Genomic DNA, 13,634 nt, shown 5'->3' on the forward strand with positions numbered 1-13,634 from the left:
GGCCATGGCGCTCTCCCTCTACGTCGACACCGCTCGCTGGCGGGCGCACCAGAAGTCGGTGATCGACCAGTTCCCCGGTCTCGTCCCTGTCTGCAAGGGCAACGGCTACGGCTTCGGCCACGAGCGGCTGTCGGAGGAGGCGTCACGCTTCGGCGCCGACATGCTCGCCGTGGGCACGACGTACGAGGCCGCACGGATCAAGGACTGGTTCAGCGGCGATCTGCTGGTGCTCACGCCCTTCCGGCGCGGTGAGGAACCGGTGCCGCTGCCTGACAGGGTGGTCCGCTCCGTCTCCTCGGTCGACGGCGTACACGCGCTGGTGGGAGCCCGGGTCGTCATCGAGTGCATGAGCTCGATGAAGCGCCACGGCATCTCCGAGCAGGACCTCGGCCAGCTGCACGCCGCCATCGAGGACGTACGGCTGGAGGGCTTCGCCCTGCACCTGCCGCTGGACCGGACCGACGGTTCCGACGCGGTCGAGGAAGTCATCGGCTGGATGGACCGGCTGCGTGCGGCCAGGCTGCCGCTGCACACGATGTTCGTGAGTCATCTGCGCGCCCAGGAGCAGGCCCGGCTGCAGCAGCAGTTCCCGCAGACCCGCTTTCGCGCGCGGATCGGGACGCGGCTGTGGCTCGGAGACCACGAGGCCACCGAGTACCGAGGTGCCGTGCTCGACGTGACCCGCGTGGCCAAGGGGGATCGTTTCGGCTACCGCCAGCAGAAGGCCGCCTCGGACGGCTGGCTCGTCGTGGTGGCGGGCGGCACCTCGCACGGTGTCGGCCTGGAGGCGCCCAAGGCGCTGCACGGTGTGATGCCGCGTGCGAAGGGTGTGGCACGGGCGGGACTGGCGACGGTCAACCGCAACCTGTCGCCGTTCGTGTGGGCGGGCAAGCAGCGCTGGTTCGCCGAGCCGCCCCACATGCAGGTCTCGATCCTGTTCGTGCCCGCCGACGCGCAGGAGCCGAAGGTCGGTGACGAGCTGGTGGCGCACCTCAGGCACACGACGACCCAGTTCGACCGGCTGGTGGACCGCTGACAAAGCCCCTGCCCGGGGGACGGACACGCCGCCCTGCCCCCCGGCCCGCAGAAGGCTCAGGAAGGATGCGGCCCGGTCTTCGGGCCGCTCCCGGCCTGAACGCCCCATTCCACGCGCGGACCTTCCTCAGCGTGAGCGGCGTGCCGCGGCGGATGCGTCGCCGGCCCCAGCACGAACGCGTCCGGAGCACCGTCGAGCACACCCCCGCCGGGATCGTCGGAGCCGTCCTGACGAACCCCGTCCCGTTCCGGCATGAGGATGTCACGCACGATCACGGCGCACAGGTACAGCGTCCCGAGCAGATGCAGCGCAATGGCCAACTGGTAGCCCTCCTGCGGTAGCCCTTGGTGCTTGGGGCTGGTCGTGTAGGCGAGGTACATCCAGATGCCCAGGTAGTACATGACCTCGCACGCCTGCCAGATGAGGAAGTCGCGCCAGCGGGGACGGGCGAGGGCGGCGAGCGGGATCAGCCACAGCACGTACTGCGGCGAGTAGACCTTGTTGGTGAGGATGAACGCGGCCACGACCAGGAAGGCGACCTGGGCGAAACGGGGGCGGCTCGGGGCCCGCAGGGTGAGCAGGCCGATGCCCGCGCAGGCCAGGATCATCAGCAGGGTGGCGTAGGTGTTGACGTTCTCCACGTCGATGGACTCACCGGTGCGCTGCGTGATGATCAGCCAGAACGATCCGAAGTCGACCTGGCGCTCCTGGCTGAACGTGTAGAACTTCTTCCAGCCCTCAGGCGCGAACAGCATCACGGGCAGATTGACCAGGAGCCAGGCTGCCGCCGCGCCGAGCGTCGCCGTGATGAATTCCCGCCACTTGCCCGCCCGCCAGCACAGGACGAGCAGAGGGCCGAGCAGCAGCACCGGATACAGCTTGGCGGCGGTCGCGAGTCCGATCAGGACGCCGAAAGCGACAACCCTGCCGCGTGACCACATCAGCATCGCCGCGGCGGTGAGAGCCACCGCGAACAGGTCCCAGTTGATGGTGGCGGTCAGCGCGAAGGCAGGGGCGAGAGCGACGAGCAGCGCGTCCCAGGGGCGCCGGCGGTGCGTGCGGGCGACGCAGACCGCGATGATAGCTGCGCAGATCATCAGCAGCCCCGCGTTGATCATCCAGTACATCTGCTGCGGCGCCTGGCCGGAGCCACCGCCGAGGCGGCCGATCCAGGAGGCGACCTGCATGAAGAGGCCCGTCAGCACGGGGTACTCGAGGTACTCCATGTCGCCGGGCAGCCGGTCGAAGTACGGGATCAGGCCCTCGGAGAAGCCGCGGCCCACGAAGAGATGCGGGATGTCCGAGTAGCACGCGTGGGTGTACTGCGAGCTGGTGCCCCTGAACCATGCCCAGTTGTAACAGGGCAGCTTCTGCACCATGCCCAGCGCGAACATGCCGATGGTGACCAGCGCCACCACTCGCACGGGTGTGAGCGGGCCGCTCCCGCTGCGCGACGCCCAGCGCCCGGCCGGGCCGCCGATCACCTCGCTGCCTGCCGCGGCGATCCGGTCCCGCCGTGTGGGACGTACGTCGGGAGCCTCGGGGCGTAGGTCGGGCTTTTCCTCGTACACGCTCGTCTCTTCTGCGCTGGGCATGGTTCACATCCTGCCGTACAGGGAGGGGGATACGACGAGGGCCGCCGCCCCGGGGGGCTCGGCACGAATGCCGGGCCTTTCCCGGTGCGGCGGCCCCGTCACGGCGCCGGCGCCGGTGAGCGTCAGCCTTCGCCGTCGGTGCCTCCGAAGAGGGCGCCGCCGTTGCCGCCACCGTTCCCGTTGCCTCCACCGCTGTCGGCGCCGCCGTCGGTGCCGGTCGACGTCGACGGGCTCGACGTCACGCCGCCGTTGCCGCCGCCACCGTCACCGCCGCCATTTCCGCTGCCGCCGTCGACGCCGCAGGTCCAGTCCTCCCACGGGTTGCAGGACTTCGAGGGACCGGGGCTGCTCGACGGGGACGGGCTGGGGGACGTGGACGGAGACGGGGACGGGGACGAGGACGGGCTGCTGCTGGGCGTCGGGGACGGGCTGACCGCGCCGCCGCCCCAGACCGCCTCACCGTCGATCGGCTCCGGCTTCGGGAACTTGAGGACCTTGGTGCCCTTGAGTGCTTCCGTCATGTAGTTCTGGAAGATCTCGGACGGGAACGACGAACCGTGGATCTTCTTCTGACCACCGGTGTCGTACATCTCGAGGAACTCGCGCTTCTTGTTCTTCTCGTTGTCGTCCAGGCGGTACATGTCGATGGCCGTCGACAGTTGGGGCGTGTAGCCCACGAACCAGGCCGACTTGTTGCCGTCCGTCGTACCGGTCTTGCCGGCGACCTGCCGTCCCGCGACCTGGGCGTTGTTGCCGGTGCCCTCTGGATGCTCGACGACGTCCCTGAGAACGTCGGTCACGTTGTTGGCGATGTCCTCGTCGAAGGCCTTCTCGGCCTTGTCCTCGTGCTTGTAGATGGTCAGGCCCTCGCGCTTGACCTCCGTCACCGAGTAAGGGTCACGCTGCTCACCCTCGGCGGCGAAGGTCCCGTAGGCACCCGCCATACGGATGGCACTGGGTTCGGAGATGCCGAGCGAGAAGGAAGGAACGTTCGACTTGCTCAGGCTGGACTCCAGCAGACCGGCGTCGACGGCGGCGTCCCTCACCTGCGGGATGCCGATGTCCATGCCGAGCTGCACGTAGGGGGAGTTGGCGGAGTGGATCATCGCCTCACGCAGGCTGATGTTGCCGTAGCTCTTCTGACCGTCGTTGGTCTGATTCCACTCCTTTCCTTCCTCGTTGCGCCAGATGGAACCGTCGAAGTTCTTGATCTTCAGCTTGTTCTTGCCGCTGTAACGGCTCTTGTCGGGGTCGACGATCCGGCGATCGTCGGGTCCCTGCTCCTCCTGGAGCTCGGGGTTGCGGACGCCGTCGCGCATGGCGGCGGCAAGAACGAAGGGCTTGAACGTCGATCCGACCTGGGCGCCGGTGGCATCGGCGTTGTTGGTGAAGTGCTTGGTGGCGTCCTCACCGCCGTAGATCGCGACGATCTTGCCCGTGCCGGGCTCGACCGAGGCGCCGCCGAACTGGACGTGCGTGTCCGTCTTCGGGCGCTTCTTCGGGTCGATGTTCTTGTCACGGACGTTCTTGACCGCCTTCTCGAGGGCGGCGACCCGCTTCTTGTTGAAGGTCGTGTAGATCTCGTAACCGCCCTTGGACAGGTCGACTTCCTCGTCGTAGTTGTTGAGGAAGTTGGCCTTGGCCAGGTCCACCAGATAACCGATCTGGCCGCCGAGCTGGGCGTTCTTACGGGGCGACTCCGATGCCGGAAGGTCCGTGTACTTCTGGCGCTCCGCCGCGTCGAGGTACTTGTCCTTGACCATCTCGTCGAGGATCCAGCTCCAGCGGATCGTCATCCGCTTGGTGTTGGCTTCCTCCGTCGCCGCTGGATCGATCGCCATGGCGCCGGCCGGGTCGTAGTAGGTCGCGCCCTTGAGGAGCGACGCCAGGAACGCGCACTGGCTCACGTCGAGCTTCTCGGCGTCCTTGTTGAAGTACGTGCGGGCCGCAGCTTGGATGCCGTACGCGCCCCGACCGTAGTAGGAGGTGTTGAGGTACCCCTCCATGATGTCTTCCTTCTCCATCTCCGAATCGATCTTCATGGAGATGAAAAGCTCTTGGAACTTACGGCTGAGGGTCTGGTCCTGGTTGTCCAGCCGCGCGTTCTTCACATACTGCTGGGTGATCGTCGAACCACCCTGCGTCTGCTCGCCCCGCGCCATGTTGAAGACGGCCCGGCCGATGCCCATCGGGTCGATGCCCGAGTCCTCGCGGAAGGTCTTGTTCTCCGCGGAGATGACGGCGTTCTGCATCTCGATGGGGATCTTCGAGATGGGGATGATTTGCCGGTTGACCTCACCACCGGTCGCCACCATCTGGGTGCCGTCGTCCCAGTAGTAGACGTTGTTCTGCGCCCCGGCGATCAAAGCCTGCTCGGGCACGCCCACCATGGCGTAGGCGATGGTGCCCGCCGTCATCACACTGGCGAGGAACCCGAGGAACAGCCCGGTCACGAGCTTCCAGGAGGGCACCCAGCGCCGCCACCCGTACTTGTCGTGACGCGGGTAATCGATCAGCCGTTTCTTCCCCGGCCGTCCACCACGGCGGCCGGCACCGTCGTATCCGCCGTCACCGCCGCCTCCGCCGCGACGGCCACCGCGACCTCCGTGGCCGCCACCGCGCTGCGCGGCGCGGCGCGCCTCGGCGCGACTGCTGTAGGGCCGTTCCTCACCATGTGAAGCGGCAGGTGAGGCCGACGTGGCGCCCCGGGGTGGGACGCCCCGGCGGCCTGAAGACTGCTGGGCGGCGCGTCTGGCCGCGGCGCGCCCGCCACCCTGTGGCTGCGGCGGTTTGCGACGGTGCTCGCTCATCGAACGACTACTCCTCGGGCAGGCGAGACGCCTGGAAGCGGCAGTTGAGTTCCGGTCCCCCCGAAATGGATACGGACGAGCTCTGGGCAGGGCTCATCCGCTGTGCATCCACGGCGATGACGCATGGAGGCGTCACATGGTTCCCGGTGGTCTGCATCCGCACAGACTACGCACGGCCAAAACCCACCTAGGCCTGAAGTTCACCCCATTTCAGGCAACTCTCTCCCTATGAATTGACGATGTGACGCCGCTCACCATGGCCGCCCTTGTCGGGACAGTCGAGCCGTTCTATCGTGCTGATGTATCGAGTCGATACATCAGCACGACATACAGGACCGGGACCGGCGAAGGAGGCGACTGTGAGCAAGCGCTCCGGCATCCTCGAGTTCGCCGTCCTCGGTCTGCTCCGCGAAGCCCCGATGCACGGTTACGAGCTGCGCAAGCGGCTCAACACGTCACTGGGAATCTTCCGCGCCTTCAGTTACGGAACCCTCTACCCCTGCCTCAAGACGCTGGTCGCCAACGGCTGGTTGATCGAGGAACCGGGAAACGCTCCGGAGGACGCCCTCGCAGCCTCGCTCGCCGGACGGCGCGCAAAGATCGTCTACCGGTTGACGGCGGAAGGTAAGGAGCACTTCGAGGAGCTGCTCTCCCACACCGGCCCGGACAGCTGGGAGGACGAGCACTTCGCGGCACGTTTTGCCTTCTTCGGGCAGACGGAGCGCGAAGTGCGGATGCGGGTGCTGGAAGGCCGCCGCAGCCGGCTCGAAGAGCGTCTGGAGAAGATGCGTGCCTCCTTGGCCCGCACTCGCGAGCGTCTCGACGACTACACCCTCGAGCTGCAGCGGCACGGCATGGAGTCCGTGGAGCGTGAAGTGCGCTGGCTGAACGAGCTCATCGAGAGCGAGCGGGCAGGGCGGGATCAGAGATCCTCTCCCGAGAGCACCGCGCAGCAGGACAACACACCTGGAGCGACGGGCGGCCTGCCCCGGCACAGGGGTGCCGAGTCTTCCGGAGGGGCGCCTCCCGATGACTCCACCCCGCCGGATCCGTCCGACGACCCCGCCAAGTGAAACCCCGCGCACCGCAGGGTTTCATCCGGAACACCGATAACACACAGGGAGCAACCGCCAATGGGTTCGGTTCGCGTAGCCATCGTCGGCGTGGGCAACTGCGCCGCCTCGCTGGTGCAGGGCGTCGAGTACTACAAGGACGCCGACCCGGCCGGCAAGGTGCCGGGTCTGATGCACGTCCAGTTCGGCGAGTACCACGTCCGTGACATCGAGTTCGTGGCCGCCTTCGACGTGGACGCCAAGAAGGTCGGCCTCGACCTCTCGGACGCCATCGGCGCCAGCGAGAACAACACCATCAAGATCTGCGACGTGCCGAACACCGGCATCACCGTCCAGCGTGGCCACACGCTCGACGGTCTCGGCAAGTACTACCGCGAGACCATCGAGGAGTCCGCCGAGGCGCCGGTCGACATCGTCCAGACCCTCAAGGACAAGCAGGTCGACGTCCTGGTCTGCTACCTGCCGGTCGGTTCCGAGGACGCTGCGAAGTACTACGCGCAGTGCGCCATCGACGCCAAGGTCGCGTTCGTCAACGCTCTCCCGGTCTTCATCGCCGGCACCAAGGAGTGGGCGGACAAGTTCACCGAGGCCGGTGTTCCGATCGTCGGCGACGACATCAAGTCGCAGGTCGGCGCCACCATCACGCACCGCGTGATGGCCAAGCTCTTCGAGGACCGGGGCGTCATCCTGGACCGCACGATGCAGCTGAACGTCGGCGGCAACATGGACTTCAAGAACATGCTCGAGCGTGAGCGCCTGGAGTCCAAGAAGATCTCGAAGACGCAGGCCGTCACCTCGCAGATCCCCGACCGTGACATGGGCGAGAAGAACGTCCACATCGGGCCGTCGGACTACGTGGCCTGGCTGGACGACCGCAAGTGGGCCTACGTGCGCCTCGAGGGCCGTGCCTTCGGTGACGTCCCGCTGAACCTCGAGTACAAGCTCGAGGTCTGGGACTCCCCGAACTCGGCCGGTGTCATCATCGACGCCGTGCGTGCCGCGAAGATCGCCAAGGACCGCGGCATCGGCGGTCCGATCCTCTCCGCGTCCTCGTACTTCATGAAGTCCCCGCCGGTGCAGTACTTCGACGACGAGGCCCGCGAGAACGTCGAGAAGTTCATCCAGGGCGAGGTCGAGCGCTAAGCGCTTCCACCTGCTGTCGCGGAGGGTCCCCGGGTCGTACACCCGGGGACCCTCCGCGTGTGTGACCCTTACTCGCATGCCCGTCGTACGTGATCTGCGCGTACTCCTGCGCCTCGCCGACTTCCGCCGGCTGCTGACCGTGCGCCTGCTCTCTCAGGCGGCCGACGGCGTGTACCAGGTCGCTCTTGCCACATATGTGGTCTTCTCCCCGGAACAGCAGACCTCTCCGGCAGCGATCGCGTCCGCCATGGCCGTCCTGCTCCTCCCCTACTCCCTGGTCGGCCCCTTTGCCGGAGTGCTGCTCGACCGGTGGCAACGCCGCCAGGTGTTCCTGTACGGGAACCTGCTGCGTGCACTCCTCGCCTGCTGCACCGCACTGCTGATCCTCGCTTCCGTCCCCGAATGGCTCTTCTACGCCTCGGCCCTGTCGGTCACGGCCGTCAACCGCTTCGTTCTGGCCGGGCTCTCCGCGGCACTCCCACGCGTCGTGGATTCCGAGCACCTCGTCATGGCCAACTCCCTCTCGCCCACCGCGGGAACGCTTGCCGCGACAGCCGGCGGTGGTCTCGCCTTCGTCGTGCGACTGGTCGCCTCGGAATCGGACGCCGCTGTCGTCCTTTTCGGAGCGGCGCTCTACCTCGGCTCTGCCCTGGCTTCCCTGCGGATGGCGAGGGACCTGCTCGGCCCGGACCCCGACGTGGTTCAGCCCCGCCTGGGTGCCGCCATCGCCTCCACGGCGCGGGGACTGCTCGAAGGGCTTCGGTACCTGAGCCGGCGCCCTGCGGCGACCTACGCGCTCACCGCTATGACACTGCTCCGTTTCTGCTACGGAGCGCTCACTGTGATGGTGCTCATGCTCTGCCGCTACTACTGGTCCACCGACGAGTCGGACGGACTCGCGCTGCTGGGCCTGGCCCTGGCCGCTTCGGGCGCCGGCTTTTTCGCGGCGGCCGTGCTGACCCCTTGGGGGATCGGGAAGCTCGGCCGGTACGGATGGATGACCGCCTGCGCGGCGGCCGCCGCAGTCCTCGTGCCTTCTCTGGCACTGCCGTTCAGGCCCGGCCCGATGCTTGTCGCAGCCTTCCTGCTCGGGCTCGTGACGCAGGGGGCGAAGATCGCGACGGACACGGTGGTGCAGACCTCCGTGGAAGACGCCTTCCGCGGCCGGGTCTTCTCGCTGTACGACGTGCTGTTCAACGTCGCCTTCGTCGGCGCGGCGGGCGTCGCCGCGTTGATACTTCCCCCTGACGGCCGGTCGGTTCCGCTGGTCCTGATGGTGGCGGGGATCTATGCAACGGCGGCCGCAGGCCTGGTGCGTTGGGGCCGTGCCGGCCGAGTGCTATAGCGTGCCCGCGTCAAACACAGAGAGCACTTCCTCAGGGGGAATCCCGCATGACCTATCCGCCGCAGCAGGGGCAGGGCCCCTACGGACAGCCGCCCCAGCAGCCGCAGCCGGGATACGGCTACCCGCAGCAGCCGCACATGCAGCAGCCCCAGCCGGGTTACGGACAGACTCAGCCGCAGCAGTGGGGAACAGCGCCGACGCCACCCCCTGCTCCCTCTCGCGGTGGCCTCAGCCTCAAGAAGAAGTTCCAGATAGTCGTGGGCGTTCTGGCCGTCATCGCTTTCGCGGTGTTCTGGTTCATGGGCCGCGACGATGCCGACACAGCGAAGGCGGGCGACTGCCTCAAGAACAGCGGTAACGACATCAACCCGGATCTGGAGGTCGTCGACTGCGGCGGCACCGAGGCGGCCTACAAGGTGGTCTCCGTGCACAGCGACACGACGGACCAGACGATCTGCGAAGGCAAGGCCGACATCGGCTACTACGAGCAGACCAGTGGACGGCGCAGCTCTGGCAAGTCGTTCGTGCTCTGCCTGAACGAGATCAAGAAGTAGCCGCTCCCGCGGGCTTGTTTCACGTGAAACAAGCCCGCTCGGCTCGTGTCGACGGCGCGATGTTTCACGTGAAACATCGCGCCGTTTCACGCTCAGCCTTGCTTGGCCCACCACCCCTTGAGTGCCGAAACGGCAGCGTCGCGCTCCATCGGTCCGTTCTCCAGCCGCAACTCGAGGAGAAACGCGTACGCCTTGCCGATCACCGGGCCAGGGCCGATACCCAGGATCTCCTGAATCTCGTTACCGTTCAGGTCAGGCCTGATGGCATCCAGCTCCTCCTGCTCCTGAAGCTGGGCAATACGGTCCTCGAGGCCGTCGTAGGCCCGTGAGAGGGCTGCTGCCTTCCGCTTGTTCCGCGTGGTGCAGTCGGAGCGGGTCAGCTTGTGAAGGCGGTCCAGAAGCGGTCCGGCGTCGCGCACATACCGTCGCACCGCGGAGTCGGTCCACTCACCGGTTCCATAGCCGTGGAAACGCAGGTGCAGTTCCACGAGCCGCGAGACGTCCTTGACCATCTCGTTCGAGTACTTCAGCGCCATCATGCGCTTCTTGGTCATCTTCGCGCCCACCACCTCGTGGTGATGGAAGGAGACCCGGCCGTCCTGCTCGAAGCGGCGAGTCCTCGGCTTCCCGATGTCGTGCAGCAGCGCGGCCAGCCGGAGCACCAGATCGGGCCCGTCCTCCTCGAGGGCGATGGCCTGGTCCAGCACGGTGAGCGAGTGCTCGTAAACGTCCTTGTGCCGATGGTGCTCGTCACTCTCCAGACGGAGCGCCGGCAGCTCGGGCAGCACGTGGGCGGCAAGGCCGGTATCGACGAGGAGCGACAGTCCCTTGCGGGGCTGTCCGGAAAGGAGCAGCTTGTTGAACTCGTCACGCACCCGTTCGGCGGAAACGATCTCGACACGCTCCGACATCGCCTTCATGGCAGCGACGACGTCCGGCGCCACCTCGAAGTCGAGCTGCGCGGCGAATCGGGCGGCCCTCATCATCCGCAGCGGGTCGTCGGAGAAGGACTCCTCGGGTGTACCGGGCGTGCGCAGGAACTTCGCGGCAAGGTCCTTGAGGCCACCGTGGGGATCGATGAATTCCTTGGCCGGCAGCGCCACGGCCATCGCATTGACCGTGAAATCACGCCGGACCAGGTCCTCCTCGATGGAGTCGCCGTAGGAAACCTCCGGCTTACGTGACGTCCGGTCGTATGCCTCCGAGCGGTACGTCGTCACCTCGATCTGGAAGGGCTGAACCGCGTCGCCGACGCGTCCGGCCTTCTGAGCACCGACCGTGCCGAAGGCGATACCGACGTCCCACACCGAATCCGCCCATGGCCGGACGATCTTCAGCACATCCTCGGGACGGGCGTCCGTCGTAAAGTCGAGGTCATTGCCGAGCCGACCGAGCAACGCGTCGCGGACCGACCCGCCGACCAGGGCAAGACTGAATCCGGCATCCTGGAAACGGCGCGCCAGGTCGTCGGCGACGGGTGACACCCGCAGCAGTTCGCTTACCGCGCGGTGTTGCGCCTGGCTCAGGGCAGTGGGGTTGTCTTCATTGGCGTTCGGCACAACAGAAAAGGGTACGTGCCCGGGCCGACCGGGTCGTCCCCGTTTCCGGTGCCTCGCCGGTCCGTTCCGATCTTGTGGGGCACTCCGCGGCACTTGAACACAGCGGGCCTCGTTACCATGCGTGGACGCAAGAGCAGAGAACCACCAAGGACAGCAGACGACGAGGGACGGGCGAGCGCGTGGCCGAGGCGGCAGACTTCCAGGGGATGCGTAGTTCTCCTGCGCGCCGGTGGCTGCGTCGCACAGCCTTTCTGATCACCGGCGTGCCACTCCTGACCGGACTGCTGTGCGGCCAGGCCGCACCCGCGGCTCAGGCCGCGGAACCCACGGGATCCCGCACCGTGGATGTGTCGCTGGACACGGTGACGCCCGAAGCGCCCGGCAAGGACGACACGATCACGGTCTCGGGGACCGTGGTCAACGAGGGCCCGCGGACGATTACAGGCGCACATGTCGATCTCCGGGTGGGCCCCAAGCTGGCCGGCAGAACAAGCATCGACCGGGCCGCTGAGAGGACCGGCTACACCTACGGTGTGGACGGCCCGACGGTCGACGACAAGTACAGCGTCGACCTTCCGAAGCTCGCCTCGGGTATCAGTTACGACTTCAAGCTCTCGGTGCCCGCCGACAAGCTCGATCTCGACGACAACGGCGGCGTATACGAGCTCGGTGTGTCCCTGACGGGTCAGACCTCGAGCCAGTCCTTCGAGCGCGTCCTCGGCATCGAGCGGACCTTCCTTCCCTGGCAGCCAAGGGCCATGGAGAAGAAGACACGACTCACCTATCTCTGGCCGCTGATCTCCTCGACCCACCTCACGTCGGAAACCGGCTCGGACGAACAGCAGACCCCCGTCTTCGAGGACGAGGCGCTGGCTGCCGAGCTCGCTCCCGGCGGGCGGCTCGACCAGCTGGTGTCACTCGGCAAGGAGCTGCCGGTCACCTGGGTCATCGACCCGGACCTTCTGGCCACCGTCGACGCCATGACACGTAGCTACCGGGTCAAGAGCGGGGACTCCACGGTGGCCGGCAGGAACCAGGCCGTCGCCAAGCGATGGCTGAGTTCTGTCGAAGCCGCAGTGCAGGGCAAGAAGGTCGTTGCTCTCCCGTTCGCGGACCCGGATCTCGCCTCGCTGGCGCACACCGGCAAGTCGGTCTCCGGTTCGCTCAGCCATCTGCAGCCGGCCACACAAGTTGCGGAGATCACAGTGGAGACAATCCTCCATGTGAAGCCGTCCGTCGATTTCGCCTGGCCGGTGGACGGTGCGATCGACTCGTCGATCGTGGACGTGGCCACCTCGGCCGGCGCACACAAGGTGATCGCACGGAGCGACAGCCTCCAGGACAATCTGTCGTACACCCCCACGGCGGCCCGTCCCATCGGTGGCGGCACCACGGCCGTGGTCGCCGACACCCGCCTGTCGACCGCCTTCCAGGGCGACATGACGGACGCCGGCGACTCCACGCTCGCGGTACAGAAATTCCTCGCACAGTCGCTGGCCCTCGCCCTACAGGACCCCGAGAAACAGCGGAGCATCGTGGTCGCTCCGCAGCGCGTGCCCACAGTGGCCCAGGCCCAGTCCATGGCCCGCGCACTGCGTGCTCTCGAGCCCAAGCGCTGGACACAGCCGCTGGACCTGGTGGCGGCTGCTTCCGCCGAACCGGACGCCGAGGCGAACACCAAGGTGCCCGGTGCCTCCCAGTACCCCGCCGCGCTGCGCCGGCAGGAGCTGCCGGTCGAGGCATTCGAGGACATCAGCGAGACGCAGAGCACACTGGACAAGTTCAAGGTCGTCCTCACCTTCGCCGACCGGGTCGAAGCCCCCTTCGGCAGGGCGATCGACCGTGAGCTGTCGACGGCGTGGCGGGGCAAGCCTGAAGCTGCTCAGCGCTACCGCGACGAGGTCCAGTCGTATCTGCGGAACCTCACCGAAGAGGTCCGGCTGATCGAGAAGTCGGATGTGACCCTCTCCGGTCGCAGTGCGACCATCCCGGTCACGGTGCAGAACCAGCTGGTCCAGGGCATCGACGACCTTGTGCTGCGGCTGAAGTCCAACAACCCGAACCGTCTCCACTTCGATGGGGACGAGGGCATGGCGGAGCAGCCGATCAAGGTCGAGGGAGGCCACAGCCAGTCGGTGAAGTTCCCGGCCGCCGCCAATGCCAACGGTCAGGTCCAGATGACCGCCCAGCTCTTCACGAAGGACGGCACACCGTACGGCCCCGAGATGTCGTTCACGGTGAGGGTCTCCGAGATCACTCCGACCGTCATGCTCGTCCTCGCAGGCGGTGTTCTCCTGCTCGTCCTCGCAGGCATCAGGATGTACACCCAGCGCAAGCGCGCTGCCGCCGCGGAAACCGCCGAGGCCGGAGACCCCGTGACGTCGGATGCTCCGGACACGGAGGGTGGCGGCAGCGGCTCGGATCCAGGGCAGCCGAGTGACCTCGCCCCTGACACCGGACCGGAAAGCGGCAACCCGTCCGGCGCTGGTGAGAAAGTGGACCGTTGAGCGATGTCGTGG

At 67.0% G+C, this 13,634-nt stretch carries 10 protein-coding genes; 7 read left to right on the plus strand and 3 right to left on the minus strand.

Annotated features, from left to right (window positions below; genetic code table 11):
* The first annotated feature begins 4 nt into the window (after positions 1-4).
* Positions 5-1,036: an alanine racemase gene (locus MDN94_RS07690; RefSeq protein WP_482725154.1), complete on the plus strand. Its 1,032-nt coding sequence runs from the start codon at positions 5-7 to the stop codon at positions 1,034-1,036.
* A 56-nt stretch (positions 1,037-1,092) separates the two neighbouring features.
* Here MDN94_RS07690 and MDN94_RS07695 read toward each other — a convergent pair whose 3' ends face one another.
* Both MDN94_RS07695 and MDN94_RS07700 read right to left on the minus strand, forming a co-directional pair.
* The gene (locus MDN94_RS07695; protein WP_482725155.1) at positions 1,093-2,631 is read right to left on the minus strand and encodes a glycosyltransferase family 87 protein; all 1,539 of its coding nucleotides are present in this window, start codon (positions 2,629-2,631) and stop codon (positions 1,093-1,095) included.
* A 122-nt stretch (positions 2,632-2,753) separates the two neighbouring features.
* Complete coding sequence (locus MDN94_RS07700) at positions 2,754-5,147, minus strand: transglycosylase domain-containing protein (RefSeq protein WP_482727030.1); 2,394 nt, start codon at positions 5,145-5,147, stop codon at positions 2,754-2,756.
* Here MDN94_RS07700 and MDN94_RS07705 point away from each other — a divergent pair.
* The 5 genes from MDN94_RS07705 to MDN94_RS07725 all read left to right on the plus strand — a co-directional run bounded on the left by MDN94_RS07705 (position 5,127) and on the right by MDN94_RS07725 (position 9,556).
* Positions 5,127-5,309 carry a hypothetical protein gene (locus tag MDN94_RS07705; RefSeq protein ID WP_482727117.1) on the plus strand — a complete coding sequence of 61 codons (183 nt, stop codon included), beginning with the start codon at positions 5,127-5,129 and terminating at the stop codon, positions 5,307-5,309. The two genes, MDN94_RS07700 and MDN94_RS07705, sit on opposite strands and share 21 nt — an antisense overlap.
* Before the next feature lie 491 nt (positions 5,310-5,800).
* A complete protein-coding gene (locus MDN94_RS07710) occupies positions 5,801-6,514 on the plus strand; it encodes a PadR family transcriptional regulator (protein WP_482725156.1) in 714 nt (237 codons plus the stop codon).
* Positions 6,515-6,574: 60 nt separating this feature from the next.
* Positions 6,575-7,657 carry an inositol-3-phosphate synthase gene (locus tag MDN94_RS07715; RefSeq protein WP_482725157.1) on the plus strand — a complete coding sequence of 361 codons (1,083 nt, stop codon included), beginning with the start codon at positions 6,575-6,577 and terminating at the stop codon, positions 7,655-7,657.
* Positions 7,658-7,733: 76 nt separating this feature from the next.
* Positions 7,734-9,002 (plus strand): MFS transporter, encoded by a 1,269-nt coding sequence (locus MDN94_RS07720; RefSeq protein ID WP_482725158.1) that lies wholly within the window; start codon positions 7,734-7,736, stop codon positions 9,000-9,002.
* A gap of 47 nt (positions 9,003-9,049) precedes the next feature.
* A complete protein-coding gene (locus tag MDN94_RS07725) occupies positions 9,050-9,556 on the plus strand; it encodes an LppU/SCO3897 family protein (protein WP_482725159.1) in 507 nt (168 codons plus the stop codon).
* Positions 9,557-9,648: 92 nt separating this feature from the next.
* Here the strand turns inward: MDN94_RS07725 and MDN94_RS07730 are convergent, their stop codons facing one another.
* On the minus strand, positions 9,649-11,115 hold the full coding sequence (locus MDN94_RS07730; RefSeq protein WP_482725160.1) for a CCA tRNA nucleotidyltransferase: 1,467 nt from the start codon (positions 11,113-11,115) through the stop codon (positions 9,649-9,651).
* A 179-nt stretch (positions 11,116-11,294) separates the two neighbouring features.
* Here MDN94_RS07730 and MDN94_RS07735 point away from each other — a divergent pair, with 179 nt between their 5' ends.
* Positions 11,295-13,622, plus strand: a complete 2,328-nt coding sequence (locus tag MDN94_RS07735; protein WP_482725161.1) for a DUF6049 family protein — start codon at positions 11,295-11,297, stop codon at positions 13,620-13,622.
* Positions 13,623-13,634: the final 12 nt, after the last annotated feature.

The sequence above is a fragment of the Streptomyces sp. WAC00040 genome (assembly GCF_056835925.1).